This is a genomic window from Azospirillum sp. (assembly GCF_035628975.1).
Classification (GTDB): domain Bacteria; phylum Pseudomonadota; class Alphaproteobacteria; order Azospirillales; family Azospirillaceae; genus Azospirillum.
In genome coordinates this window covers 102,353-128,893 of the sequence record NZ_DASPIS010000098.1, presented here as the reverse complement: position 1 = coordinate 128,893, position 26,541 = coordinate 102,353, and the positions used below count along the sequence as shown (strand labels likewise).

Genomic DNA, 26,541 nt, shown 5'->3' with positions numbered 1-26,541 from the left:
AGAACAACCGGGAGAGCGGCAAAGGCCGCAAAGGCGATGATGTCGAACGGCTCCGATTATGATTGCGACGTTCTGGTGGTGGGTGGCGGTCCGGCCGGATCGACCGCGGCGGCTCTTCTGGCCGGCAAGGGCCATCGGGTGATTCTGCTGGAGAAGGACCATCACCCGCGCTTCCACATCGGCGAATCGCTGCTTCCCTGCAATCTGCCCCTGCTGGAGCGGCTGGGCGTGCTGGAGGAGGTGGAGCGGATCGGGATGCTGAAATATGGGGCGGAGTTCGTGTCGCCCTACCATGGCAAAGCCGTCACCTTCGACTTCGCCAACGCCTGGGACAAGACCAAGCCCTATGCCTTTCAGGTCCGCAGGTCGGAATTCGACCATATCCTGATCCGCAACGCCGCCGCCAAGGGGGCGACCGTCATCGAAGGCTGCAAGGTGACCGACGTCGATATCCGCGGGACGGAGGGCACCATCGCCACCGCCCGCCAGGATGACGGCACCATCCGCAGCCTGCGCACGCGCTTCCTGGTCGATGCGTCGGGCCGCGACACGCTGCTGGCCTCCCGCTTCGGCATCAAGCGGCGCAACGTCAAGCACAACAGTGCGGCGATGTTCGGCCATTTCACCGGCGCAAAGCGGCTGCCGGGCAAGGCCGAGGGCAACATCACCGTCTTCTGGTTCGACCATGGCTGGTTCTGGTTCATCCCGCTGGCGGACGGCACAACCAGCGTCGGCGCGGTCTGCTGGCCCTATTACTTCAAGACGCGCAAGACCGACCAGACCCGCTTCTTCCTGGACACGGTGGCGCTGTGCCCGGCGCTGGCGGAACGGCTGGAGGGGGCGGAACTGACCGGCCCGGTGACGGGAACCGGCAACTTCTCCTATCAGGCGGACCGCATGTCGGGGCCGGGATACGTCATGTTGGGCGACGCTTTCGCCTTCATCGACCCGGTCTTTTCCACCGGCGTCTATCTGGCGATGACCAGCGCCTTCGAAGGGGCCGAGGCGGTCGATGCCTGCCTGCGCGAACCGGCGCGGCAGAGCCAAGTGCTGAAGCATTTCGAGCAGACCGTCCGGCAGGGGATCGGCACCTTCTCCTGGTACATCTACCGGGTGACGACACCGGCCCTGCGAAACCTGTTCATGGGGCCGCGCAACGTCTTCCGGGTGGAGGAGGCGCTGCTGTCGCTTCTGGCCGGCGACGTCTTCCGTCCGTCGCCGATCAAGGCCCGGCTGAAGATATTCAAGGCGATCTACTACATGAACGCCCTGCTGGACTTGAAAAGGAACTACATGGCATGGCGGAAACGGCGACAGAACGTGCGGACGCCCCTGGGCGACGCCGTCTGACCTTTGTCGGCGCGGTCCGGCAGGTCTGGGAACATATCCTGTTCTATGGCCTGCTGTTCCTGTTCGGGCTGATGTCGCTGGCCTGGAGCCTGACGGCGGCGCTGATCGGTCCGCTGCTGCCGCGCCGCATCGCCGGTCCGCTCGGCCGGCTGGCGATCAAGACCGGCTTTCGCCTCTATCTCGGCACGCTGCGGGCCTGCGGCGTGCTGAAGACCGATCTGTCGGCGTTGGACGGGTTGAAGGGCGACAGCGGTTTGCTGATCTGCCCGAACCATCCGTCGATTCTGGATGCCGTGCTGCTGATCTCGCGGCTGCCGGACGTGGTCTGCATCGCCAAGGCCAAGGTCTATGACAATCTCTTCCTGGGCGGCGGGGCGCGGATGGCCGGCTACATCCGCAACGACGCGCCCAACTCCTTGGTCAAGATGGCGGCGCAGCAGGTCCGTTCTGGCCACCATCTGCTGATCTTCCCCGAAGGCACCCGCACCGAACGCGCGCCGGTCAACCCGCTGAAGGGCGGCTTCGCGCTGATCGCCAAGACGGCGGGGGCGCCGGTGCAGACCGTCTTCATCGACAGCAACACCAATTTCCTCGGCAAGGGCTGGCCGCTGTTCCGCAAGCCCGAGTTTCCGCTGGTCTACACCGTCCGTCTCGGCCGCAGGTTCGATCCGGTCACGGACGTGCGCGGCCTCGTCGCCGAACTGGAACACCACTACAGGTCCGAATTGTGATCACCGACGCGTCATCCAGCCACCTCGTCCTGATTCCCAGCTACAACACCGGGCCGAAACTGTTCGAGACGGTGCAGGCGGCGCGCCTGCATTGGGCGCCGGTCTGGGTGGTGGTGGACGGCAGCACCGATGGCACGGTGGAGGAACTGCGGGCCATGGCCGCCGACGACCCCCATCTGCGTGTGCTGGAACTGCCGGCGAACCGTGGCAAGGGCGCCGCGGTGCTGCATGGGCTGGAGGAGGCGGAGCGCTGCGGCTTCACCCATGCGCTGACCATGGATGCCGACGGCCAGCATCCGGCCGACCGCATTCCGCAGTTCCAGGGCGTTTCGCTGGCAAACCCCGATGCCCTGGTGCTGGGCAAGCCGGTGTTCGATGCCGCCGCCCCGCGGCTGCGGGTGGGTGGGCGCAAGATCTCGAACTGGTGGGCCAATCTGGAGACGCTGTGGGGCGGGATCGGCGATTCGCTGTTCGGCTTCCGCGTCTATCCGATCAAGCCGCTTAGGGCGGTGATGCGGCGCAATCCCTGGATGCGCCGCTTCGACTTCGATCCGGAGGCGGCGGTGCGGCTGTGCTGGCTCGGCCTTCCCACCATCAACGTGGCCGCACCCGTCCGCTACTTCAAACCGGAGGAGGGCGGGGTTTCCCACTTCAAGTATGTCCGGGACAACGCCCTGCTGACCTGGATGCACACGCGGCTCGTGCTGGGCTTCATCGGCCGGCTGCCGATGCTGACGATCCGCCGGCTCCGCTCCCGGCCGCTCAGATCATCCCCCCGTTGATCGAGATGATCTGGCCGGAGATGTAGGCGGCGCGGTCGGACGCCAGGAAGGCGACGAGATCCGCCACCTCCTCCGGCCGGCCGGCACGCTTCATCGGCACCATCCGCTTGACGGTTTCGGCGTCGAAGGCGGCATCGGCCATGGGGGAGGCTATGATGCCCGGCGCCACCGCGTTGACGGTGATGCCGCGCGGTGCCAGTTCCAGCGCCAGCGATTTCGTCGCGCCATGCAGCCCGGCCTTGGCGGCAGCATAGTTGGTCTGGCCGCGGTTGCCGGCGATGGCCGCCACCGACGACAGCGTGACGATGCGGCCCCAGCGCGTGCCGATCATCGGCATCAGCAGAGGCTGCGTCACGTTGAAGAAGCCGTTGAGCGAGACGTCCACCACGCGGCTCCACTGCTCCCGCCGCATGGCCGGCATCACCGCATCGTCATGGATGCCGGCATTGTTGACCAGAATCTGGATAGGGCCGGCTTCGAGCGCACGCTCCAGCGCGGCGGCCGCAGCATCGGCGTCGGTGACGTCGAAGGCCAGCGGCTCCGCCGACCCGCCTGCCGCAGCGATCTCCGCCGCCAGTGCCGCGGCGCGGTCGGCGGCGCCGTTGGCGTGGACCAGCACATGACAACCATCCGCCGCCAGCGCCCTGCAGATCGCAGCCCCCAACGCCCCGCTGCCACCGGTGACGAGCGCGCGTCTCATGCCGCCCCCAATTTCGCAACTCCGGCGTCGATCACCACCGCCGCCCGCCCCTTCAGCAAGTCGCGGTCGCCCGCCGTGATGGAGAAGGCGTAGATCACGCGGCTGCCTTCGCCGGTCAGGTTCTCTGCATCAATGATCAGGTCGTCCGCCACATCGTCCAGCCGTTCGACATGGCAGGCGAGGTCGCGCAGGCTGGCAAGGTAACCTGCGGCCGGGCGCGTTCCTCCCCCCGTTAGTCCGCCATGCACCGCCATGGCCTGCGACGCGTATTCCACCCCGCACAGGGCAGCCAGGCGCCCGGCATGGCGCAGCGGATTGTCCAGATCGCGATGATTCCGCGCGATGCAACGGATGCGGGTCTCATCCCAGGATAGCACCACGTCCAACAGGCACATGGTTCCGGCATGGGGAATGAGGGCCGCCAACGCCTCGCGCGTCATCAGCATGGCGCACTTCCATGGACCAAGCCCACCCGGATCACCAACCGTCCGCCCGGCGGCAGGTCCAGCACCACCCTCTCGGGGCCGCCCCCCGCACAGACGCGCGCCAGCGCCGACAGCAGTGGCAGGGCGCGGGCGGTCGGGTTGCCGGTCCGCAGCGCCTCCAGCCCGATGTCGGCCATGCGGGTGACCGGTTCGTCTCCCCGCGCGATGTCGATGTCTAGGCAGGCAAGGCAGCGGTCGGTCGGCGTATGCGTCAGGACCAGCGCGGTGCCGAAGCTCCCCGCGATGGGGCGGGCCCTGTTCAGCGGCTCCGGATAGGGCAGGTCGTAGGCGATCAGCCCGACGGTCCATCCATCGGCGACGACCTCCGCCGCCGCCTCCAGCAAGCCGGCCTGGAAGCTCTCGTCATGGGCCGACAGGCTGGTGGAGGGCTCGCGCGAGCGGGTGGCGATGCTCCAATAGCCGGCCGGGGCGTTGTGGACGGAGTTGTGGAAGCGCGTCGGCGAGATGTCGCGCTCCTCCGTCGCCAGCGTTTCCAGAATCTGGTGCAGGGTGTCGGGATCACCGCTGGAGGAGGCGAAGACGGTGGCGACGGTCGCGGGATCGCGGCCTGCCTGCTCCATCGCCTCCGCGCCCACCGCCATGGCGAGCTTCACGGTCGGCACGCTGCGCCGCCGCTCGGCCTGGGGCAGGAGGGGGCTGGCACTCAGTACGGTCGGCGTCGCCACATAGGGGCTGTCGCCGGTGAGGATGGCGCGCGAAGCCGCCCAGCCGGCCAAGCCGGGGCCGAGCAGGCCGATGCCTTCGATATGGACCCGCATCAGGCGGCCCACCCGAAGATCAGGCTGCTGTTGCTGCCGCCGAAGCCGAAGGAATTGGTCATCACGCGGTCCATCCGTCCGGTTTCGTTGGCCTGGAGGTAGCGGCTGCGCAGGGCGGGATCGAGAGTGCGGGTCTGCGGGCTGCCGGGAATCAGCCCGGTGCGCAGAGCCAGTATGCTGACGATCGCCTCGACGACGCCGGCGGCGCCCAGCGTGTGGCCGGTGTAGCCCTTGGTCGAGCTGACCGGGGTGCGGGTTCCGAGCAACTCGGTGATCGCGCGGTCCTCCGCCGCGTCGCCATAGGTGGTCGCGGTGCCGTGCAGGTTGACGTAGTCGATGTCCCGAGGCTGCAGGCCGGCATCGGCCAGCGCCCGCTCCATCGCCAGCCGGGCGCCCAGCCCCTCCGGATGCGGGGTGGACATGTGGTGGGCGTCGTTGCTTTCGCCGGTCCCCAGCAGATGGATGGTGCCCGCCGTAGGGTTGAGGTCGCGGCGCTCCAGCAGGGCGAAGCCCGCGCCCTCGCCCAGCGAGACGCCGCTGCGCTGAGTGTCGAACGGCCGGCAGGGGGTGGGGGAGACCAGTTCCAGCGAGTGGAAACCATAGAGCGTGGTCAGGCACAGGCTGTCGGCCCCGCCGACCACCGCCGCGTCGCACAGGCCTGCCGCGATCATGCGGGCGGCATTGGCGAAGACCTTCGACGTGGTCGCACAGGCCGACGAGACGACGAAGGCCGGCCCCTCCAGCCCCAGGCGGCGGCGGACGAAATCGGCGAGCGAGCCGGTGCTGTGGGTGGTCGCGAAATTGAACTCGGCCGGCAGGGCTCCGGTCTGCGGATCGCGCGCCCGGAAGGCCAATTCCGCCGACAGGATGCCGGAGGTGCTGGTGCCGAGGAAGACGCCGATCCTGTGCGCGCCATAGCGTTCCCGTGCCGCGGCCACCGCTTCGGCAAAGTCGTCCTGCCGCAAAGCCATGTCGGCCAGCCGGTTGTTGCGACACTCATAGCCGGCAAGCTCCGCCGGCAGGCGGACATCGTCCAGCCCCTCCACCTCGCCGATATGCGTGTCGAGCGTGACCGTCTCGAAACTGCAAGGCTTCAGGCCGCCACGGCCATTGCGCAGAGCATCCAGGGTGGCATCCTGCCCAGCGCCAAGGCTGCTGACGATGCTCATATGGCTTACGGCAAGTGACTGCACGATGAATTTCTTATGAATGTTGGACAGGTCTATGGTCGGTCTGCGTTTTCATTGCACGTTGAATGCTAGCATCTGCAATTTCATGCGAGAAAGGACAAAAATGGACTGGATCGCTGCTTCGGCGGGCTATGAACAAGGTGTTGGCGAAGGGCGTGCCCTGGCTCATCGGCAGGGCGGTGGCGGTCAGGCCAAGCCCGTTCATCAGGGATAGCCAATCGGCCGAAGGGCGGTAAGTCAGGGTTTGCCGCCATTGGCCGCGTGTGGCGCAGGCGGCCTGCTCGGCCCAGCGGGTGATTTGGAATGGCAGGCCGCCACCGGAATCCGCCTCCCGCAGCAGCAGAACGCCGCCCGGCGCCAGCGCCTCGGCGCAGCGCGCCAGCACCGCCGCCTGCTCCTCCGGGTTCAGATAGAGCAGGACATCCAGGATGACGATGGCGTCGCTGGGCGGCAGGTCGACCTTGCGGATGTCACCGTAGCTGACGGCATCCGCGCCCAGCGCCGTCCGGGCGATCCGGACCCGCCGAGGCGACAGTTCCACCCCCCGGGTGGCGAGGTCGGTGGGCGGGGCCGGCCAGTCCGCCGGCCAGTCGCCAGAGGCGTGCCGCTGGGCCGCGGCGCGCAGCAGAGCCGTCAGCACGCCTTGTCCGCAGCCGAGGTCGAGCAGCCGTCCGCGGGCGGGAAGCAGCGGCTGGCTCAGCAGGTGGCGGAAGACGGGATCGCCGGCAAGCTTGCCCTTGGCGAAATGCCAAGCATAGCGGCCGCAGGGGCGGTAGGGCCGGGCGGCGGCGGTCACCAGTTCCCGGAAGACGGCCTCAGACATCGGGCACTCCATCGGGGGCTACTCCCTCCAGCGATACGGCCGTCAGCCCGCGGGCGGCCAGCCTGTCGAGCAGGCGCGGCAGCACCGTCAGAACCACCGGCCGACCGTCGCCGTCGCGGGCGGCGGAGCCGTCATGCAGCATCAGCAGGTCGCCGGGGCCGAGTCCGCGGAGCAGGCGCCGCTCCACCGCCGCCGGATCGCGCCGCACCGCATCAAAGCCGCGCCGGGTCCAGGTCGCCAGACGCAGGCCGAACCCGGCGAGGACGGGATCGAGCAGGGGGTTGCGCAATCCCGCCGGCGGCTTGAAGAAGCGGGGCGGGCGGCCGGCGAGATTGGTGAGGATGGCTTGCGCCTCTCCCACCTCGCGCCGGATCGCGCGGATGCCCATGGCGGCGAAACGGTGTGAATGGTGCCAGCTGTGGTTCTCCACCGTGTGGCCGCGGCGGATGATGGCCTCGATAAGGGCGGGGTGGCGGGCGGCACGATCGGCGATGCAGAAGAAGCTGGCGCGGGCGCCCGCGCGGTCCAGCAGGTCGAGCACGGCGGGCGTCACCTCCGGATCGGGGCCGTCGTCGAAGCAAAGGCCGACCTGACCGAGCCGGGCGTTGGCCTCCGGCAGGCGGCGCAGGTTGGGGCCGAGCAGGCTGCTGCGCGGCCAAAGCCCGATTGCGCCAAGCAGGGCGTGGTTGCCCGCCACCGCTCCCAATGCCCAGGGCCAGGACGCCGGGGCCGCCGCGACGCCGACCGCGGCGGCGACGTGCAGAAGTGCGGATGCCCACAGCAAGGTGGACGGACGCCAGCGCATGGGGTCAGGCATGCCTCTTCACCTCCGGCGCAGTGGCGGTGTCCTGCCGGCTCAGCACGGCGGCGAAGGCGAGGCAGAGGAAAGCGCCGATGGCGACGGTCATGCCGATGCCGTGCAGGACGGGGATGCCGGAGAAGGCCAGCGTGCCAAAGCCGATGACGGTGCAGAGATTGGCGATGGCGACCGAGGCGACCGTGCGCTCGCGCAAGGCGATGGACGGTTCCGGCCGCTCGAACAGCAGCGAATAGTTGGACCCCACCCCGACCACCAGAAGCAGCCCCACAAGATGGAAGATCGACAGCGCCTGTCCCAGCGCCGTCAGCAGCGCCATGGTGACGACCACCGCCGCCGCCAGCGGCATCACCGCCACGACCAGCGACCGCACGGAGCGGAGCGCCGCGGCCAGCAGCAGCGTGATGGCGCCCGCACCCAGCACCGCCAGCGTCAGCGCCTCCTGCCGATAAGTGCGGTAGAGGCGGTCGGATTCCTCCTTCAGGTTCAGCAGGACGGCTTCGCGCGCCGTCTCCTCGCCGGCCAGCCGGGCGGCAACGGCCTGCGGGTCGGTGACGCCGCGCAGAGGCAGCATGGCGGTCCAGCCGTCCCCATTCCGGACCAGCAGGGAATCGAGCTTCAGCTTCAGGCTGGTGCCGTCCAGGCTGGCAGGGGTCAGCAGCGGCATGGTCCTGGCCTTCTCCGCATCGGCCAGGAAGGGGGCGAAGGCGTCGGGACGGAAGGGCAGGCCCTGCAGTGCTTCGTTCAGCGCCGCGCGCAGAGTGTCGGGCGGCGGCAGGGCGGCTTGGCGTGCGCGCTGGGTCGCCTGGCTCGGCAGCGTCAGGGCGGGGGAGTCGTAGCCGGCGATCAGCTGGTCGCGGACCAGCGCCTCCAGTGGGGCGACCAGCCGTTCGGCGGCGGCCAAGGCCTCGTCGGCCGTGGCGGCGCCGGTGACCAGCAGATGGCCGGCGTCGGGCGCGCCGAGGTCGCGGCGCAGCGCCTCGTCCAGCTTCTGGTCGGCCTCCGCGATGGGGCTCAGGCTCGACAGCTCCGCCGACCAGACGGCCGGCCCCTGATGGACCAGCCATGCCAGCGACAGCAGCGTCGCGGCGGCGAGCGGCAGGCGCAAGGCCGGGGCCGCACCGGTCAGGGCGGTCAGCACCGGTGCCAGCCGTGCCGGCCGCTCCGTCGAATATCCCTCCGGCAACAGTGTCGGCAGCACCCAGCGGGTAACGGCCAACGCCACCAGCAGCCCGGTGATGGAGAAGAGACCGAGCTGTGCCAGCCCGCTGAAGTTGGAGACCAGCATCGCTCCGAAGCCGACGATGGAGGTCGCCACCCCCAGCAGAAGCGTCGGCCAGATGCGCAGCAAGGTCCGCCGCGCAGGGCTGCCCGGCTGGGTCTGGGTGAAAAGATAGATGGCGTAGTCGACGCTCTCGCCCAGCAGGGTGACGCCGAAGCCCAGCGTGATGCCGTGCACCGTGCCGAAGCCCAGCCCGACCGCCGCCACGCCGGCCAGCGCGCCTGTCGCCGCGGGCAGCAGCGACAGTGCCAGGACGCGCAAGGAGCGGTAGACCAGCAGCAGAACCCCGGCCACCAGCAGCGTCGCGGTGATGGAGGCGCGGGTCGCATCCGCCTCGATCCGGTCGCGCGTCTGGACGGAGAAGACCGCCGGCCCGGTCATCACCAGCCGCGCGGCGCCGTCCGCCCCGCGAACCTGATCGAACGCGTCGCGGACAAGGTCCAGCGTCTTCTGTTGGGCGTCGAGGTCGAAGCCGGGGGCGGTCGTCTGCACCAGCAGCAGCGCCCGTGCCCCATCTGCCGAAACCCACACCCCGTCACGGCTGGCCGGGCCACTGGTGCCGCCCATAATTTGGTCGGTCAGGCGTAGGATTTCGGCGGTGGGATCGGCCGGCAAAGCCTGTTTCAGGAACATCCCCGCCGGCGATTGCAGAAGGCGCAGGTCGTTCTGCAAGGCCTGCCGCAGCCCGTCGGCGGTGAAACGGTCCGGCGTGATGGCGGGGCTCAGCAGATAGCGATTGGTCCAGAGATAGGCACCGTCGGCGCCGCGTTCGGTCCGCTCGCCATTCTCCACCGCTGCGACCAGCGGGTTGCCGCGCAGCCGGGCGGCGAGGTCGCGGCTGAGGCCGGTCAACCGGTCCGGGGCGTCGCCCTCTACCGCAACGAGGATCAGGCGGGAGACGACGCCGTCGCGCAGTTGGTTGACCAGCAATTGCTGGGTCGGAGACGGCGAGCGGGGCAGGAAGGCGGAGAGGTCGGCGGTGACGGGCGTGCGCGCCACCAGCAGCCCGCAGGCGACCAGCCCGGCCAGCCACAGCGCGATGCCCCATCCAGCCCCCCATCCGCCCCGTCGCACCGCACCGGTCATGCGGGGTCCGGCTGGATGGTCATGATCGAGCGGTCGCCATCGGCCTGGAGAATCTCGATCCGGCGGATCACCGCCTCTCGGCCGGCGATAACGATGCGCTGCACGGTTGCGCGCGCCTCATCAGCCCGCGGAGTCAACTGCATGCGCCAGTCCTGCTCCGTGCCGTTCAGCGCAACCTCGTAGAAGCGCATGATGGCGGGAACGTCGCCGCGCAGGGTCGCGCGGATGCTCTCCACATAGGTCTGGATTTCCGGCACCGAGGATACCGACAGCGTGCGCGACGCCCCGTCGGCCTGGGTCAGCGTCAGCCGGTCGCCGTCCAGCCGCAGGCTTTCCGCCTGGGGCTGCAGGGTGCGCTTTTCCAGGAAATCCGGCCGCCGGTAGGTCAGCGTTCCGCTGCTCTCCATCGGCGCGTTCAGCAGGCTGACCTCGCGCGTCTCGACGAAGCGGGCGTTGGAACTGCCGATCGCGGCGAAACGGGCGAACAGGTCCTCCAGACCCCACGGTTCCGCCGCCATTGCCGGCACGGCGATGGCCAGCAGGGCCGCGGCCAGCCCTGCGGTAATCAGGCGTCGGGGCAGGCGCCCCCCCGGTCTATTTCCAGAAATCATAGAAATTGAACCAGTTGTAGGGGTGGGAGCGGGCGTAATGCTCCAGCCGGTCGGCGAAGCGGCCGGCGGCCCAACGCACCAGACCCGGCCGGTCCTGCACCGGCACATCGGAGAAGTCGGCGATCCGCTCGAAATGGACGTCGTAGCGCCGGCCACCATGGTAGATCCCGACCATCAGCACCACCGGCCGCTTCAGCATCGCCGCCAGTTGGAACGGACCCAACGCGAAGCCGGCCGGCTGGCCCAGGAAGGGCAGGCGGACCTCCTCCTCCCCGTCGAGGGTGCGGTCGGCCAGCATGCCGACGAAATGGCCTTGGTCCAGCCGTTCACGCACGCGCAGCATCGAATCCGGCCGGCCGAGCCCGATCACCTCCATCGACAGCAGCGGGTTGATGGCGTTGAGCACCGAATTGATCTTGCGCGCGTTCTCCTCGTACATCACCAGGCTGACGCGCAGATCCCTTTGGCGGTGGCCCAGCATGCGGATCGCCTCGAAGCTGCCCATATGGGCGCCGAGCAGCAGGCAACCCTCTCCCCGCTCCATCAGGTCGATGACGATGTCCTCGCCATGGACGCGGATGTCGAAATCGTCGGACTGGTCGTTCAGGAAGAAGACGCGGTCGAGCAGGCAGGCGGCGAAGACGTGATAATGCCGGAACAGGTCGCCGAAGCCGGGCGCCCGTCCCAATGCCTTGGACAGGAACAGCGCCGAGGCCACGCGCGGCTTGCGCGAGAACAGGACGAAATAGAGGCAGATCGGGTAGAGCAGCAGCCTCGCCGCCCGCCGGCCGAGCCGCAGGGCCACCCAGACGATGAACTTGATCGCCGTCGTCGTGCTGCGCTCCGGCCGGTTCATCCACTCCTTGCGGCGGCGGCGCGGCGGCGGCGGGGCGATGGGGGAGGCCGCGGCGTCCGCTGCCGGCTTCGCGCGCAGGGGAAGCTTCATGAGGTCACGCTTTCCATCGCCACGCTGGCGGTCATCACGGGACGGCCCGCGACGCTGCCGGTGAAGGCGATGCCGCCGGCGGCCGTAGCCTGCCATTCGACCTGCATCCGGTCGCCCGGCCGCACCGGATGCAGGAACTTGGCCGAGCGCAGCAGGCAGGGACCGGGCCGGCGTCCCTCCGCCGCTGCGATGGCGGACAAGGCGGTGTCGAGCAGCACGGCCCCCGGAATGACCGGATTGCCGGGGAAATGCCCGGCGGCGGTGGGATGGTCGACGGGGAACCCGATGTCGGTCTGATGAGGCACGGCGGCGGCACCTAGTCGCGTTGGGGGGTGTCGAGCATCCGCAGCAACGCTTCCCGTGGCAGCTTGCCGGTCGGGTTGCGCGGCAGGGCGTCGACGAAGCGCAACGGGCGCGGCAGGAAGATCGGGTCGATCCGCTCGCGCAAGGAGGCCAGCAGCGTCTCGGTGTTCAGGCCCGGCGCAACCACCAGCGCGGCGAGGCGGGTGGTTCCGCTCTCCCCCTCCTTCGGCATGAAGAAGACGCCGTCCTTCACCCCGTCCACCGAATTCAGATGGTGGTTGAGGAAGGCGAGAGAGCTGCGCTTGCCGGCGATGTTGACCTGATCGGCGGAGCGGCCGTGCAGGATGAAGCGGGTGTCGCTCTTCAGCTCGATCACGTCGGCCAGCAGCGTCTCGCCGTCCAGGAAGTCGCCCGACGCCCAACTGCCCTGTTCGTCCTGGCGCAGGCGGATGCCGTCGATGCACAGCCACTCCGCCGTGGCGCTGGTGCGGCGGACGGCGACCTGACCGGTCTCCGAACAGCCGTAGATCTCGTGCAGCGGCGCACCCAGCTTCGCCTCCGCGTCGATGGCCAGCTGCGGGGCGAGCGGGGCGGTGGCGCAGAGGATCAGGTCGAGCGGCGGCAGGGCGGTGCCGTCGCCGAGCAGGGCCTGCAGGTGGACCGGCGTGGTCACCAGGATGCGGGGGCCTGGGAAGTCGCCGAGGCAGGCGGCGATGTCGGCCGGGAACAGCGGCCGGCCGGCATGCAGGACCAGCCCATGCTGCAGGGCCAGCAGCGCCACCGATTCCAGCCCATACATGTGCTGGTGCGGCACGGTCCCGACCAGACCGGCGGAGCCCAGCCCGGCGATTCCGAGTGCGGTTCCGGCGCCATGGACGCTGCGTACCAGCGTTCCCCAGCTTTTGACCTGTGGCATCGGCCGGCCGGTGGAGCCGGAGGTGAAGGCGATGGCCGCGACCTGATCGGCCGGGAAGGCGAGATCGTCGTCGAAGGGCAATGCAGCGGCGGACAGGCGGTCGAGCCCGCCCGGCGGCACCGCTTCGATGCAGGTCATGCCGGCATAGCCGGCCCCGACATCGGTCAGGCAGACGAGGCCGGGGTAGCTTTCCTCAAGCTGGCGCAGGGTGGCCGGCGTGTCGTTCGGCGGCAGCAGGCTGACCTGACGGCGCAGCAGGGCTGCCCCCAGCCCGACGACGAAGCCCAGCCGGTCGCCGCACAGGTTCAGCACGAAGCCACCGTCGGGCAGGCGCCGGGCCAGATCGCGCACCGCGGCCAGATAGTCCCGCACCGTCACCGGCCGGCCGTCGTGCCAGGCGAACAGGTCGTCGGGACTGCCGTGCCGGATCAGGGGCAGGCGGGTGGTGGATAGCATCGTCATGGCAGGACCGTCATCATTGGGCCGTCATGGATTTGGCATCATGGGGATTTGGCCGCTCCGAAAAGACGCGGACGACATCCGCGATGGAGCCGTGGGAATGGTTGCGGAATTTCCGCAGCCGGTAGGCGTATTCGGCCAGGAACATCGCCGCCACCAGCGGCAGGTCCAGCACGTTGATGAAGAAGGACCAGACCGTGTCGGGGGCGAGGCGGAACAGCAGGGCCGACATCGCCAGCTGCCCGGCGAAGAACAGGCACCAGGCGATGGTGACGCGGCGGGTGTAGACCAGCATCCCGTCGGTCAGGGTGCCGCGGATGCGCCGCGCGATCCAGGTGATCAGCGGCTCCCGCCCGGCGAGCAGGGTGCGGCCGAACAGGACAAGCAGGCCGACATAGATGGTGGCGTGGCTGACCGCCGAGGCCGCCAGCAGCCCGTCGCGGGCGGAGCGCCAGGACAGGCCCAGCAGGACGATGGCGGCGGCCAATGCCACCCAGCGGTATTGGGGAGCGGCACGGCTGACCGCCACGCCGGTCACGGTGGCCTGGACCAGCGCCAGGGCCATGGTGGTGTCGGCATCCAGGTCGGCGACGATGGCGCCATGGACCAGCAGGGGGTAGAGGGCGACCAGCGACAGGCCGGCGCCGACCGCGAGCGCGCTTCTGGCACCGTTTCCGGCACCTCTGCCGCCTCCCCGGGCCTGGGCCGCGACGTCCGGCATCAGGCGGCTTTGAGCTGTTGAATGTGGTCGTTCAGCGTGCGCAGCGAGGTGAAGATCCTGGTGTTGTTCTCGTCATCCGCCCGCAGCTTCACCCCGTAGGTCTTGGAGACGGCGAGGGCCACCTCCAGGATGTCGATCGAATCGAGCCCCAGCCCTTCGCCGTACAGGGCGGCGTCCGGGTCCATGTCCTCCGGGGTGGTTTCCAGCGTCAGGGTCTTCACGATCAGGGTCGCCAGATCGAGTTCGGCGGGAGACATGGTCTTCAAGTCACTCATTATGCCTCGCTAAAGCAACGCCTGTGACTCTCGAACTATTCTACCCCTTTCGATATAATCCGAGGGTGTAGAAAACCGTATTCGAGTCTCAAGATTCGCAATTTCAGGAGTCACGATAGCCACGCACCCGAAGCGATGCCATCATTATTTCGGAGTGATCAGTTTGTTTTGTTAAAGATTGAGTTTCTTTGCATCGATGTGTCGCCTGGGCCGCTCGGTAGGGTTGCCGATGGGGGGACCGGGTGAACATTTGAAACACAGTGGAACGGTTTTCCGGCCTCTGTTCACTGTTTCATGCGGCGGCACGGCAGCATGGGCGAAGACATGGCGACGTTTCCGGCGGAAGGCCGGACATGGTCGGAGGTGGGGCGGACAGGGCTGTGGAGACGACGCCAAAGTCTAAGGTCGGGCGAAGCCGCTGACCATCGAAAGTTGGAAAGAGTGGCTTTCAGATCACGATGCCGGCAAGGGCCGGGCTCTGCTCCAACGTGTCGGCCAGGATCTCCAGCATGTGGCGGCAGTCAGCGCGTGTGACCGGGGCGCCAAGGCAGATGCGCAGGGCCTCCGGGGCGGGGCCGGCGGTGAGAAAGGTGTCGCTGACGGCGGCGGCGATGCCGCGGCTGCGCAGATGGGCGGCGTACTCCCCGCGCGTCCAGGCCGGCGGCAGGCGGAGCCACAGGTGGAAGCCCTCCGGGTGGGCGGTCATCGCGGAGGACGGCAGCAGGTCGCGCGCCATGCGCTGGCGGACCGTCGCCTCGGCCCGGATGGCGGCGAGAAGCGCGTCGGCGGTGCCGTCGGCGATCCATCGGGTGGCGACCGCGGCGGGGATCGGCGGGGTGCCGAGCATGGTCGCCCGCTGGGCGGCGGCCAGCCGCATCGCCTGACGGGCATCCGGTGCCGCGACATAGGTGATGCGCAGGCCCGGCGCCACGCATTTCGCCAGACCGGTGACATGGAAGGTCAGGTCCGGCGCCAGCGTCGCGATCGGCGGCGGCGCATCCTGCGGCAGCACGCCGTAGATGTCGTCCTCGATGATCGGGAGGCCGTGGTCGCGGGCAATGGCGGCGATGGCGGCGCGCCGGTCCGCCGGCAGGGTCGCCGTCGTCGGGTTGTGCAGGGTGGGGGTGCAGTAGAGCGCCTTCGGCGCATGGGCCTCGACGGCGGCGCGCAGGGCGTCGGGATCGAGCCCGTCGCCGTCCATCGCCACGCCGACCACCCGCAGCCCCAGCTGCCCGGCGATAGCCCTGAAACCGGGATAGGTCAGCGCCTCCGTACAGACAGTGTCGCCGGGGCGCGTCAGCATGCTGAGCAGTGCGAGCAGGGCGCTTTGCGTGCCGGGGCAGACGACGACCCGGCTGGTGTCCAGGCCGGCATCTGGTGCGCCGAGCCGCCGGGACAGCCAATGCGCGCCCGCCGCGCGATCCTCCTCAAGGCCGCCGGCCGCCGTGGCGGTGTCGGGATAGCGCAGCAGCGATTGCGGGTCGATCCGCAGCATGGCCTGGGCCAGACCCTGGCGCACGCGGTCCAGCAACTCCGGCGCGTCGAGCAAGGGCGGCTGGTTCATGGTCATGTCGATGACCGGCGCCGCCTCCCGCCGGACGGTGGTGGGCGGCTGGACGTTCGGCGCGAGGCCGGGCTGCACGCTGATGAAGGTGCCCTGGCCGACGCGGGCGTCGAGAAGCCCCCGGCGCCGCGCCTCGCCATAGGCCCGGCTGACCGTGGTCAGGTCCAGCCCCAGCCGGTCGGCGAGCGTGCGTTGCGGCGGCATCCGGTGCCCCGCCGCCAGCCGGCCGCTGCGGACATCGTCGGCGATGGCGTCGGCGATGGCGAGATAGACCGGCCTGTTGCGGTTCGCTAGATCGGGTTGCCAGATGCCGGCGCCGGATTGCTCCGCCGGATCGGAGCCTCCGGCGGCATGGGCCGGGATATCGGATTGCATGGACTGTCCTGACCGTTTCCTTGGCCCGCACCCTGCGGCGTTGACCGCATCATATGCGGGTTATGGGGCGAGGAACACGCTGTCGTGCCGGACCGGCTCGCCGGCAGGCTCGGGCGTCAGCATGAAGGCGAGCGGGGTGGAGGCGCCGGCCAGGGCCGATTGCGGCACGCGGACCTGGATGCGGTAGGTCTCCACCGCATTGCCGCGGGCCGACAGCGCCAGTTCGCCGGCTTCTCCGCGCTCGCCGGACAGGGCGAGGCTCGCTTGCGGCAGGCCGGACAGGGTCAGGCGGTAGTGGCGGTCTTCAAGAGACATGTTGGCGATCTTGATGGTGTAGGCGTTCTGGATGCGCCCGTCACTGAGCGCCACGAACAGCGGCGCCCGGTCGCGCAGCACGGCGATGTCGTTGCTGGGCTTCAGCGCCAGGGCGATGGCCATCGCGCCGCCGACAACCACCAGCATCAGGCCATAGACGATGGTGCGCGGCCGCAGCAGGCGGTAGCGGGGCGGCGGTGCCGCAGCGGCCTTTGCAGCTTGTGCGGTGAGGGTGTCGAAGCGGATGAGGTCGCCGGGCCGGCCGATGCGCGCCATCACGTCGTTGCAGGCATCGACGCACAGGCCGCAGCCGATGCACTCCATCTGGATGCCGTTGCGGATGTCGATGCCGGTCGGGCAGACCTGGACGCATTGGCCGCAATCGATGCAGTCGCCGAATCCCTTGTGGGTGCGGGCGTCCCACCCCTCGCTCTTGCGCAGCGGCGCGCGCCCCTCGCCGCGCCAGTCCTGATAGGTGACGACCAGACTGTCCTCGTCCAGCATGGCGGCCTGGATGCGCGGCCAGGGGCAGACGTAGAAGCACATCTGTTCGCGCATGAAGCCGGCCATCAGATAGGTGCAGCCGGCCATGAATAGGACGGAGCCGGCGGCGAGCGCCGGGGCGTCGAAGCGCAGCAGATCGACCGCCAGCGTCGGCGCGTCCGTCAGATAGGCGACGGCGAGAAAGCCAGTGACGCCGGAGATCGCCAGCCATGCCGCATGCTTGGCCGCCTTCTTCGCCAGCCAGGGCGCGGTCCAGGGTTGCTTGTCCAGCCGGATGCGGTCGGTGCGGTCGCCCTCCACCCGCCGTTCCACCCAGACGAACAGGTCGGTCCACACCGTCTGCGGGCAGGTGAATCCGCACCAGACCCGGCCGCCCAGCGCCGTCGCCAGGAACAGCCCGATGGCGGCGATGATCATCGCCCCGGTGATGTAATAGACATGCTGCGGCCACAGCTGGAGCGCGAAGATGTAGAAGCGCTGGCTGCCGAGATCGAACAGCACCGCCTGGTCAGGCACGCCCGGCCCGCGGTCCCAACGCAGGAAGGGCAGCAGGGCGAACAGCGCCAGCAGCGCCGCGCCGAGCCAGGTCTTCACCCGCCGATATCGCCCGCGCACCGCCTTGGGATGGATCTTGCGATGGGAGGCGTAGGCGGACGGCAGTTCAGGAGTGGCGGAAGAGTGGTCCTTGGATTCGCCTGGGCGGCGGGTGATGATCGGCGCATCGCTGGGCATGGGGCACCTGGCACGAAGGAACCGTCAGGCCACCGCATTCCGACAAAGCGTATGGAGCAGCGGCCTCTCGGCGATGCAGCTTGTATGGATTATTGATCGGATTGCTTCAAGCGGATTGCCGGAATTCTTTACCCGGGAACGGGCGTATGCGGTGGTTTGTCGCAGCGTATATGGGTGAGTATGGCCTGGAAATCCATACAATGTCCGATGCCGTGAGGCCGTAGAACCTCATTGTATGGATAGCCGGGATGCCCGCCCGGCCATTGCCGAACAGGCATTCCGATGCACATTGTGCTCTCAGGGAAGCGATCATGCGACAGGCGCGATGAGCATCATCAAGTTGGGTAGCAGGAAATCGAAAGACGGCGCGGCGGCCAAGGACACGAGGAATCCCTGCATCGGGCTCTGCCGCTTCGGCGGACAGGGGGCCTGCCTGGGCTGCCACCGCACCAAGGCCGAGGTGAAGGGCTGGAAAAAGCTGAGCGACGCGGCCAAGGCGGCCATCAACGAGCGGATCAGGCAGGGAATGCAGGCCGTGGCGGCGACGGCGGAGGGCAAGGCGCCGCGCAAGCGTCTGCGGAAACTCGACCGGAAGATCGACAAGCTGGAAGCGAAGCTCGCCGCCCTGCGGGCCGAGCGCGACGCCATGCCGGGGGCGGAGTGAGGCTGCGCGTTGAGGCGGCACTGTGACGCCGTCGGCGAGCGTCAGCTTTGCTTGAGAAAGGTCCCGATCGCCTCGACCACCGTGTCCTCGCATTCCCGGTGCGGGACATGGCCGGTGGCGGCAAGCATATGGACCGTTCCGCGCCCGGCGGCGATGCGGGTGGGGTGCTCCGCGGAGCCATATTCGTCCCGGTCGCCATGCAGCGCCAGCACCGGGCAGCGGACCTCCGCCAGCGCGGCGTCGAGCGTCCAGCCGGCGAATTCGGGCGAAAGCCACGCTCCGGTCCAGGCATCGACCGCCCAGCGGGCCTTGTCGCCCTGGTATCTTGCCAGCCGGGCGAGTTGATCCGGGTCCTGGAATCCCTGTTCGGCGAGGCGGATGCCGTCCAGCGTCCGGTCTTCGACGAAGGCCTGGGCCGCGATGGTGACCAGCGCCCGGCAGCGCGACTGGAAATATGCCGCGGTCTCGACCGCCATGCCGCCGCCGACGCTGTGGCCGCAGGCGATGAACTCCCCGACCGCGAGCCGGTCCAGCAGGATCGGCACGACGGTCCGCGCCTCCGCCGCGACGAAGTCGAGGGATAGTCGTCCGGGATGCGGGTCGGAACGGCCGAATCCCAACCGGTCATAGGCGATGACCCGCCTTGCCGTCGCCGCGGACAGCCGGGCCGGGAAGCTGCGCCACAGATCGACGCAGCCGAGGGAGTCGTGGAACAGCAGGATCGGGGGAAGGGCGGTCCCGTCCGGGCTGTCCGGCCGCCAGTCCTTCACGAACAGGCGGCCGCCCGGGACCTGGATGAAATGGTCTTCGCCATGGACGGCGGGCTGCGAAGGCGGCGTGGTCATGTCATCCATCGGCTGCGGTCCATGGCGGTCCTCGGGCGGCATCGGACGGCCGGGGGCTGCGGCCCCCGGCCAAGCGACATGCGGGTGAGCGGCTTCGGCGTCAGCGAACCGAGACGTCGTAGCCGAAATGCTGCTGGCTCAGCTTGGCGATGGTGCCGTCCTTGCCGGCCTCGACGATGGCCTTGTCGAAGCGGGCCTTCAGATCGGCATCGGCCTTGCGCAGGCCCACGCCCATGCCTTCGCCCAGGACGCCGCGCGTCATGGTCGGGCCGACCAGCGTCATGCTGTCCTTGCCCATGCTGCGGATGATCGCCTCGATGGGAGAGCGGTCGCCGAAGATGGCGTCCACCCGACCGGAGGACAGGTCGATGGCGGCGTTGTCGATCTTGTCGTAGCTGCGCACCGTCACGTCCGGCAGGTGCTTTTCCAGGAAATCGACCTGGATGGTGGAGGTCTGCACGCCCACCGCCTTGCCCTTCAGCAGCTCCGCCAGCTTGGCGAGTGCGGCCTTGCTGCCGGCTTCGTCGGCGAGGTCGATGCTTTCAGCGCCGAAGGCGGCGCCGTTCAGCTTGGAGGATTTCAGGACGGCGAAGGTGGACTGTTCGGTGCCGTAGGGACCGGCGAAGGCGATGACCTTCTTGCGCTCGTCCGTGATGGTCATCCCGGCCATGATGGCGTCGATCTTGCCTTGCTGCAGCGACGGGATCATGCCGTCCCAATCCTGGGCGATCAGCTCGCACTCCGCTTCCATGCGCTTACAGAGATCCCAGGCGAGGTCGATTTCGAAGCCGACCAGCTTGCCCGACGAATCCATGCCGTTCCACGGGGCGAAGGAGCCTTCCGACGCGATGCGGATCTTCTTCGCGTCCTTGGCGGCGGCGGGGTGGTCCATGGTGACGCCGGCGGTCCCGGTCGCCAGCGCACCCAGCACCAGCGCCATAAGGATCTTCTTCATCGGCTTGTTCCTTCCATTCATTGTGCTGCCCGGCACCGGCTGTCCGCCCCGTGCCGTCGGCGAAGCGCCCGGACTTTGGCACAGGCCTCCGCCGGCCGTCACCCCCGCGATGGCGGGAGCCCCTGCGTTTCCATGGCGCAGCCCGTTGGGATGACCGACTGTCCGTGGGCGGGACCGGCCTACAGACGGGCGCGGGTGCTGCGCGGGGTGTTCAGCAGGAGGTTCGTCTCGCTGGTGGTGATGCCGGGGATCAGGCGGATGCGGCGCAGGATCGCATCGAATTCAGGCAGGCTTGCGGCCGACAGCTCCACGATCAGGTCCCAGCGTCCGTTGGTGCTGTGGATCTCCATGATCTCGGGGAAGCCGCTGAGCGTGCGCACGACCCGGTCGGTGGCCTGCCCCTCCACCTCGATCAGCATGATGCCGCGCACCGGCGCCTCCACCGTGTCGGCGCGCAGGATGACGGTGTAGCCGATGATGATGCCGGAGGCCTCCAGCCGCTCCATCCGCCCGCGCACCGTCGCCCGCGACACGCCCAGTTCGATGGCGAGGTCGGAAATGCTGCGGCGGCCGTCATGGCGCAGCAGGGTGATCAACTTCTCGTCCAGCTGGTCCAGGGTCATTTTCGGCGGCCTCCGCCAATTTGGTAAGCTTGGCTGTTCAGTTTGGTAGGCCGCGTGACCGCGTTTGTCAAATTGCCCTGTCCGTTCCGCCACGCGCCTGTGATTTGCTGGTGAGAGGAACAGGCAAGAGACCGAACAATGTCCTACCAGAAGACAAAGACGAAGCAGTGCCGGCTGGTCGGCGTGCCGGTGCAGGATGGGGCGGGGCGCCTCGGCTGCGAGATGGGGCCGAGCGCCTATCGGACGGCGGGCATCGCGCGGGCGCTGTCCGACCTGGGGCACAGCGTCACCGACCTCGGCAACGTGGCGCCGCTGCCGCAGCGGCCGATGGCGCATGGCAATGCGGCGCTGAAGCTGCTGCCGGAGGTGGCGGGCTGGACCGCCGCGCTGTCCAAGGTAGCGTATGAGGCGAGCGCCGGGCAGGACGCCATGCCGATCTTCATGGGCGGCGACCACAGCCTTGCCGCCGGCACGCTGACCGGGCTGGCGCAGCGTGCCGCCGAGATGCGGCGCCCGCTGTTCGTGCTGTGGCTGGACGCGCACCCGGATTTCCACACGCTGGAGACGACGGAAAGCGGCAACCTGCATGGCGTGCCGATGGCCTATGCCACCGGCCGCGCTGGCTTCGACGGCTATTTCCCGCCGCCGCCGGCCCGGCTCGACCCGCACAATGTCTGCATGATGGGCATCCGCAGCGTCGATCCGGCCGAACGGCGGGCGCTGGAGACCTCGGGCATCATTGTCCACGACATGCGCAAGATCGACGAGCACGGCATCGTCTCCCTCCTGCGTCCGTTCCTGGAGCGGGTGGTGGAGGCGGACGGGCTGCTGCATGTCAGCCTGGATGTCGATTTCCTCGATCCCGGCATCGCGCCCGGCGTCGGCACCACGGTTCCCGGCGGCGCCACCTTCCGCGAGGCGCATCTGATCATGGAGATGCTGCACGACACCGGCATGGTCAGCAGCGTCGATCTGGTGGAGCTGAACCCCTTCCTGGACGAGCGCGGGCGCACCGCGACCCTGATGGTGGAACTGCTGGCCAGCCTGATGGGGCGCCGCGTTCTCGACTACCCGACCCGCAGCTTCTGACCGATTGGAGCGTTAGACCCATGATCCCGAACCTGAACCTCGTTCCCTTCGTCAGCGTCGACCACATGATGAAGCTGGTGCTGCACATCGGCGTGGAGCGCTTCCTGACCGAGCTGTCGGCCTATGTGGAGGAGGATTTCCGCCGCTGGGAAAGCTTCGACAAGACGCCGCGGGTCGCCTCGCACAGCGCGGAGGGCGTGATCGAGCTGATGCCGACCAGCGACGGCCGCACCTATGGCTTCAAATACGTCAACGGCCATCCGAAGAACACGCGGGAGGGGCGGCAGACCGTCACCGCCTTCGGCGTGCTGGCCGATGTCGGCAACGGCTATCCCGTGCTGATGACGGAGATGACCATCCTGACGGCGCTGCGCACCGCCGCGACCTCCGCCGTTGCGGCGAAGCATCTGGCGCCGAAGGATGCCACCTGCATGGCGATCATCGGCAACGGCGCGCAGGCGGAGTTCCAGGCGCTGGCCTTCAAGGCGCTGCTGGGGATCCGCAAATTGCGGCTCTACGACATCGACCCGACCGCCACGCAGAAATGCGTGCGCAACCTGCATGACCAGGGTTTCGAGATCACCGCCTGTTCTTCCACCGAGGAAGCGGTCGAGGGGGCGCAGATCATCACGACCGTCACGGCGGACAAGCAGTATGCGACCATCCTGACCGACAACATGGTCGGGGCCGGCGTGCACATCAACGCCGTCGGCGGCGACTGCCCCGGCAAGACGGAACTGCACCGCGACATCCTGCTGCGGTCGGACATCTTCGTGGAGTATCCGCCGCAGACGCGGATCGAGGGCGAGATCCAGCAGCTGGCCCCCGACCATCCGGTGACGGAGCTTTGGACGGTGATGACCGGACAGGCGGTCGGCCGGCGCGATGCCCGGCAGATCACGCTGTTCGATTCGGTCGGCTTCGCGACGGAGGACTTCTCCGCCCTGCGCTATGTCCGCGACAAGGTGGCGGGGACCGGGCTGTACGAGAACCTGGACATGCTGGCCGACCCGGACGAGCCGCGCGACCTGTTCGGCATGATCCTACGTGCCGCCAAGCCGACCCCGGTGGGGGAGGCGGCTTGAGGGGGTGATGGCAATCCCCCTCTCCCCAGGGGGGAGAGGGGATTCTGGCGGTTGGGGAGAGGGGCTTCGAGGGGATCACTCCCCGGCCCGTAGCCGGTAGCCGACGCCGGTTTCGGTCAGGATGTGCTGCGGGCGGTCGGGTTCGGCCTCGATCTTCTGGCGCAGCTGGCGGATGTAGATGCGCAGGTACTGGATGTCGGTCTCGCCGCCCCAGACCTCGGTCAGGATCATGCGGTGGGTCAGCACCTTGCCGGCATGGGCGACCAGCAGGCGCAGCAGGTCGTATTCGCGCGGCGACAGCTTCACCTCCGCGCCGCGGACGGTGACGATGCGGCGGACGAGATCGACGGTCAGGTCGCCGCCGCGGAAGACCGGGCGTTCGCCCTGGCGCTGCAGCCGGTGGCGCAGGGCGGCGCGGATGCGGGCCAGCAGCTCGTCCATGCCGAAGGGCTTGGTGACGTAATCGTCGGCGCCGAGGTCGAGCGCCTCCACCTTGCCGGCCTCGTCCACCCGGCTGGACAGAACGACGATCGGCAGGCTGGCGGCGGGACCGGCCGGCTCGGTGCCGCGCAGGCGGCGGATCACCTCCAGACCGTCGATGCCCGGCAGGCCGAGGTCGAGCACCAGCAGGTCGGGCGCGCGGCGGCGGATTTCCTTCAGCGCGGCGTCGCCGTCCTCCGCCTCCACGATGTCGTAGCCCTGGGCCGACAGGCTGGTGCGCAGGAAACGGCGGATCGGCGGCTCGTCGTCGACGACCAGGACGCGCAGGGGGGCGGAGGGCTGGGTCATGAGCTGCTGTCCTCCAGGGCCGGCAGGTCGGCCGCGGCGGGGATGGTCAGGGTGAAGACGGCGCCGGAGCGGTCGCTGCGGTTGCCGGCGGCGATGGCGCCCCCCATCGCCTCCACGAAGCCGCGGCAGATCGCCAGCCCCAGCCCGGTGCCGGCGCGCTGCCGGTCCTGGGCATGGACACGGTAGAACTTGTCGAAGATGCGGTCCACATCGGCGGGCGGGATGCCGTCGCCCTCATCCATCAATTGGACCTCGACCGCATCGCCGCTCCGCTTCGCCCGCACCGTCACCCGGCTGCCGGCGGGGGCGTATTTGGCGGCATTGTCCAGCAGGTTGAACAGCACCTGTTCGAACAGCACAGGATCGAGTTCCACCATCGGCAGGTCGGGGGCGAGGTTGACCTCCACGCTGTGCCCGGCAAGGATCCGGCCGGTGCGTTCCAGCGCGCTGCCGACCATCTCCGACAGGTCGACCGGGCCGCTGCGCGGACGGACGGCGCCCGATTCCAGGCGGGTCATGTCCAGCAGATTGGCGATGAAGCGGTTCAGCCGTTCCGCCTCCTCCTGGATGTTGGTCGCCAGATCGAGCCTTCCCGCCTCGTCCAGCGTGGTGCCGTAACGGGTCAGGCTGGTGGCGGATCCCAGAATGGAGGCGAGCGGCGTGCGCAGGTCGTGCGAGATCGAGGTGAGCAGGGCGGAGCGCAGCCGTTCGGTCTCCGCCGCGAGTTTGGCGCGGTCGACATCCTCGGCCAGCGTCACCCGTTCGATGGCGAGCGCCGCCTGATCGCCGAGCGCGTCGAGCAGCCGGCGCTGGTCGGGAGAGAGCAGGCCGCTTTTCCGGCCACGCTCGCCGCCGCCGGTATCGACTCCCACCAGTGCCACCGGGCCGCGGCCGGTCCGCATCGGCAGGAACAGCCAGCGGGCGCCCGGCAGCGTGTCGGCGCCGCGTCCGGCGGGCTTGTTGTTCTGCCAACTCCACATCGCGGCGGCGAGGTCGGCCTCCTCCAGCACATCCTCGGGCGGGTAGCCGGCGCGGACGGTCAGGCGGTCTCCCGGTTTGTCGCCGTCGGGCATCAGCAGGACGACATGCGCCTTCAGCATCGCCGCGATCTGATAGGCGGTGGCCCACAGCAGATCGTCCATGGTGACGACGCCGGCCAGCTTGCGGCTGAACCGGTAGAGATCCTCGGTGGTCTTGGCACGCTGGCGCGCGGTCAGCGCCTGGGCGCGGACGCGGGCGGTCAGGTTGCTGGCGATTGCCGCGACGACGGCGAAGACCAGCAAGGCGACGATGTTCTCGGGATCGGAAATCGTGAAGGTGTAGAGCGGCGGCAGGAAGAAATAGTTGAAGGCCAGCACGCTGGCGACGCAGGCATAGAGCGACGGACCCAGCCCGCCGGTGACGGCGCTGGCGAGGACGGCGGTCAGGAAGACCAGCGCGATGTTGCTGAGCCCCAGCGCCAGATGCAGCAAATGGCCCAGCCCCAGCGCCGCCGCGACATAGCCGGTGGCCGCCAGATAGGGCAGGCCGTCGAAGGTCCATCGGCCGTCCGTTTCGGTCCGCACCGTCTTGGGCGGCACCGCGTCGCCGGATTTTGCGGCGGCAATGACGTGGACGCTGATGTCGCCGGCCCGGCGGATCAGGCTGTGCGCCACCGATCCGTGCAGCAACTCCGACCAGCGCGGACGGCCGGACTTGGCGATGACGAGATGGGTGATGTTGTTGGCGCGGGCATACTCCACCACCGCGTCGGCGACATCGCGGCCGGGAATCGTCATCGCCTCTCCCCCCAAGCGTTCGACGAGGCGCAGGGTGTCGGCGATGCGGTCGCGCTCCGCCTCACTCAGGCGGAGGTCGCGGCTGGTCTCGACATGGATGGCGCCCCAGCGGGCACGCAGACGTTCCGCTTGCCGGCGGGCGTAGCGGACCAGCGCGCCGCCGCCGGCGTCCTGGTCGATGCAGACCAGCAGCCGCTCCCCCGCCGCCCAGGGACCGGCGATGGCGTGGGCCTGCATGTGGGTGAGAAGCTGGTCGTCCACCCGGTCGGCGGTGCGGCGCAGCGCCAGTTCGCGCAGCGCCGTCAGGTTGCCGGGGGAGAAGTAATGGCGGATCGCCTGTTCCGCCGTGCGGGGGACATAGACCTTGCCTTCCTTCAGGCGCTGGATCAGGTCCTCCGGCGTGATGTCGATGACCTCGATGTCGTCGGCGCGGTCGATGACGGAATCGGGCACCGTCTCGCGCACGCGGACCCGCGTGATCTTGGCGACGACGTCGTTCAGGCTTTCGACATGCTGGATGTTCAGCGTGCTGTAGACGTCGATGCCTGCGTCCAGAAGTTCCTGAACGTCGAGGTACCGCTTGGCGTGGCGGCTGCCGGGGGCGTTGGTGTGGGCCAGCTCGTCCACCAGCACGATCTTCGGCCGGCGGGCGAGGATGGCGTCCAGATCCATTTCGGCCAGCGCATGGCCCTTGTGGCGGACGGTGCGGCGGGGGACGACCTCCAGACCGGCGACCAGACCCTCGGTCTCGGCGCGGCCGTGCGTCTCCACCACGCCGACGACGAGGTCGGCGCCGTCGCGCCGCTTGGCCTGGGCGGTCAGCAGCATGGCGAAGGTCTTTCCCACGCCGGGGGCGGCGCCGAGGAAGATCTTCAGCCGCCCGCGCCCCTCCCGCTCCGCCTGCCGCAGCAGTGCATCCGGCGATGGCCGCTGGTCGCGCCCGCCCTGGTCGTCGGTCATCCGGTTC

Annotated in this window: 25 protein-coding genes and 1 pseudogene; 6 read left to right on the top strand and 20 right to left on the bottom strand. The window is 69.0% G+C overall.

Features of this window, described 5'->3' with window-relative positions:
• Window positions 1-36: 36 nt before the first annotated feature.
• Genes VD964_RS21845 through VD964_RS21835 form a run of 3 tightly spaced genes read left to right on the top strand, consistent with a single transcriptional unit; the run spans window position 37 to window position 2,863 of the window.
• Window positions 37-1,350 (top strand): NAD(P)/FAD-dependent oxidoreductase, encoded by a 1,314-nt coding sequence (locus VD964_RS21845; protein WP_324870604.1) that lies wholly within the window; start codon window positions 37-39, stop codon window positions 1,348-1,350.
• On the top strand, window positions 1,299-2,081 hold the full coding sequence (locus VD964_RS21840; RefSeq protein WP_324870603.1) for a lysophospholipid acyltransferase family protein: 783 nt from the start codon (window positions 1,299-1,301) through the stop codon (window positions 2,079-2,081). The genes VD964_RS21845 and VD964_RS21840 overlap by 52 nt, the downstream gene beginning before the upstream one ends.
• On the top strand, window positions 2,078-2,863 hold the full coding sequence (locus VD964_RS21835) for a glycosyltransferase family 2 protein (protein ID WP_324870602.1): 786 nt from the start codon (window positions 2,078-2,080) through the stop codon (window positions 2,861-2,863). The genes VD964_RS21840 and VD964_RS21835 overlap by 4 nt, the downstream gene beginning before the upstream one ends.
• Here VD964_RS21835 and fabG read toward each other — a convergent pair.
• The 15 genes from fabG to ccoG form a co-directional block, all read right to left on the bottom strand.
• Window positions 2,844-3,563 carry a 3-oxoacyl-ACP reductase FabG gene (gene fabG / locus VD964_RS21830; RefSeq protein ID WP_324870601.1) on the bottom strand — a complete coding sequence of 240 codons (720 nt, stop codon included), beginning with the start codon at window positions 3,561-3,563 and terminating at the stop codon, window positions 2,844-2,846. The genes VD964_RS21835 and fabG overlap by 20 nt on opposite strands.
• Entirely contained in the window at window positions 3,560-4,009 is a 450-nt protein-coding gene (locus tag VD964_RS21825) for a phosphotransferase (RefSeq protein WP_324870600.1), read from the bottom strand. Before VD964_RS21825 ends, fabG begins: the two co-directional genes overlap by 4 nt.
• On the bottom strand, window positions 4,003-4,827 hold the full coding sequence (locus VD964_RS21820; RefSeq protein WP_324870599.1) for a beta-ketoacyl synthase chain length factor: 825 nt from the start codon (window positions 4,825-4,827) through the stop codon (window positions 4,003-4,005). The genes VD964_RS21825 and VD964_RS21820 overlap by 7 nt, the downstream gene beginning before the upstream one ends.
• Entirely contained in the window at window positions 4,827-6,020 is a 1,194-nt protein-coding gene (locus VD964_RS21815; protein WP_324870598.1) for a beta-ketoacyl-[acyl-carrier-protein] synthase family protein, read from the bottom strand. Before VD964_RS21815 ends, VD964_RS21820 begins: the two co-directional genes overlap by 1 nt.
• 10 nt (window positions 6,021-6,030) lie before the next feature.
• Window positions 6,031-6,840 carry a class I SAM-dependent methyltransferase gene (locus VD964_RS21810; protein ID WP_324870597.1) on the bottom strand — a complete coding sequence of 270 codons (810 nt, stop codon included), beginning with the start codon at window positions 6,838-6,840 and terminating at the stop codon, window positions 6,031-6,033.
• Complete coding sequence (locus tag VD964_RS21805; RefSeq protein ID WP_324870596.1) at window positions 6,833-7,657, bottom strand: polysaccharide deacetylase family protein; 825 nt, start codon at window positions 7,655-7,657, stop codon at window positions 6,833-6,835. The genes VD964_RS21810 and VD964_RS21805 overlap by 8 nt, the downstream gene beginning before the upstream one ends.
• A complete protein-coding gene (locus tag VD964_RS21800) occupies window positions 7,650-10,025 on the bottom strand; it encodes an MMPL family transporter (protein ID WP_324870595.1) in 2,376 nt (791 codons plus the stop codon). Before VD964_RS21800 ends, VD964_RS21805 begins: the two co-directional genes overlap by 8 nt.
• Window positions 10,022-10,543 (bottom strand): LolA-related protein, encoded by a 522-nt coding sequence (locus VD964_RS21795; RefSeq protein ID WP_324870594.1) that lies wholly within the window; start codon window positions 10,541-10,543, stop codon window positions 10,022-10,024. The genes VD964_RS21800 and VD964_RS21795 overlap by 4 nt, the downstream gene beginning before the upstream one ends.
• 76 nt (window positions 10,544-10,619) lie before the next feature.
• A complete protein-coding gene (locus VD964_RS21790) occupies window positions 10,620-11,582 on the bottom strand; it encodes a hypothetical protein (RefSeq protein ID WP_324870593.1) in 963 nt (320 codons plus the stop codon).
• Window positions 11,579-11,887: a hypothetical protein gene (locus VD964_RS21785; RefSeq protein WP_324870592.1), complete on the bottom strand. Its 309-nt coding sequence runs from the start codon at window positions 11,885-11,887 to the stop codon at window positions 11,579-11,581. Before VD964_RS21785 ends, VD964_RS21790 begins: the two co-directional genes overlap by 4 nt.
• Window positions 11,888-11,898: 11 nt before the next feature.
• Window positions 11,899-13,263 (bottom strand): AMP-binding protein, encoded by a 1,365-nt coding sequence (locus tag VD964_RS21780; RefSeq protein ID WP_324870591.1) that lies wholly within the window; start codon window positions 13,261-13,263, stop codon window positions 11,899-11,901.
• A gap of 13 nt (window positions 13,264-13,276) precedes the next feature.
• Complete coding sequence (locus tag VD964_RS21775; protein ID WP_324870590.1) at window positions 13,277-13,981, bottom strand: hypothetical protein; 705 nt, start codon at window positions 13,979-13,981, stop codon at window positions 13,277-13,279.
• Window positions 13,981-14,256 carry a phosphopantetheine-binding protein gene (locus VD964_RS21770; protein WP_324870589.1) on the bottom strand — a complete coding sequence of 92 codons (276 nt, stop codon included), beginning with the start codon at window positions 14,254-14,256 and terminating at the stop codon, window positions 13,981-13,983. Before VD964_RS21770 ends, VD964_RS21775 begins: the two co-directional genes overlap by 1 nt.
• Before the next feature lie 448 nt (window positions 14,257-14,704).
• Complete coding sequence (locus VD964_RS21765) at window positions 14,705-16,195, bottom strand: PLP-dependent aminotransferase family protein (RefSeq protein WP_324870588.1); 1,491 nt, start codon at window positions 16,193-16,195, stop codon at window positions 14,705-14,707.
• A 60-nt stretch (window positions 16,196-16,255) separates the two neighbouring features.
• Window positions 16,256-17,746 carry a cytochrome c oxidase accessory protein CcoG gene (gene ccoG / locus VD964_RS21760; protein ID WP_324870587.1) on the bottom strand — a complete coding sequence of 497 codons (1,491 nt, stop codon included), beginning with the start codon at window positions 17,744-17,746 and terminating at the stop codon, window positions 16,256-16,258.
• 325 nt (window positions 17,747-18,071) lie between these two features.
• Between ccoG and VD964_RS21755 the strand changes: the two genes are divergently transcribed.
• A complete protein-coding gene (locus VD964_RS21755) occupies window positions 18,072-18,410 on the top strand; it encodes a DUF1289 domain-containing protein (protein WP_324870586.1) in 339 nt (112 codons plus the stop codon).
• Between the two features lie 128 nt (window positions 18,411-18,538).
• Here the strand turns inward: VD964_RS21755 and VD964_RS21750 are convergent.
• The 3 genes and pseudogenes from VD964_RS21750 to VD964_RS21740 all read right to left on the bottom strand — a co-directional run.
• Window positions 18,539-19,255, bottom strand: a pseudogene (locus tag VD964_RS21750) (alpha/beta fold hydrolase); the annotation flags it as partial.
• Between the two features lie 100 nt (window positions 19,256-19,355).
• The gene (locus VD964_RS21745) at window positions 19,356-20,210 is read right to left on the bottom strand and encodes a transporter substrate-binding domain-containing protein (RefSeq protein WP_324870584.1); all 855 of its coding nucleotides are present in this window, start codon (window positions 20,208-20,210) and stop codon (window positions 19,356-19,358) included.
• 179 nt (window positions 20,211-20,389) lie between these two features.
• The gene (locus VD964_RS21740) at window positions 20,390-20,833 is read right to left on the bottom strand and encodes an Lrp/AsnC family transcriptional regulator (protein WP_014189061.1); all 444 of its coding nucleotides are present in this window, start codon (window positions 20,831-20,833) and stop codon (window positions 20,390-20,392) included.
• 138 nt (window positions 20,834-20,971) lie between these two features.
• On the opposite strand from VD964_RS21740, the gene rocF reads away from it, so the two are divergent.
• On the top strand, window positions 20,972-21,922 hold the full coding sequence (rocF, locus tag VD964_RS21735; protein ID WP_324870583.1) for an arginase: 951 nt from the start codon (window positions 20,972-20,974) through the stop codon (window positions 21,920-21,922).
• 20 nt (window positions 21,923-21,942) lie between these two features.
• The gene (locus tag VD964_RS21730; protein WP_324870582.1) at window positions 21,943-23,007 is read left to right on the top strand and encodes an ornithine cyclodeaminase; all 1,065 of its coding nucleotides are present in this window, start codon (window positions 21,943-21,945) and stop codon (window positions 23,005-23,007) included.
• Window positions 23,008-23,082: 75 nt separating this feature from the next.
• On the opposite strand, the gene VD964_RS21725 is transcribed toward VD964_RS21730, so the two are convergent.
• Entirely contained in the window at window positions 23,083-23,796 is a 714-nt protein-coding gene (locus VD964_RS21725) for a response regulator transcription factor (RefSeq protein WP_324870581.1), read from the bottom strand.
• A complete protein-coding gene (locus tag VD964_RS21720; RefSeq protein ID WP_324870580.1) occupies window positions 23,793-26,534 on the bottom strand; it encodes a sensor histidine kinase KdpD in 2,742 nt (913 codons plus the stop codon). Before VD964_RS21720 ends, VD964_RS21725 begins: the two co-directional genes overlap by 4 nt.
• Window positions 26,535-26,541: the final 7 nt, after the last annotated feature.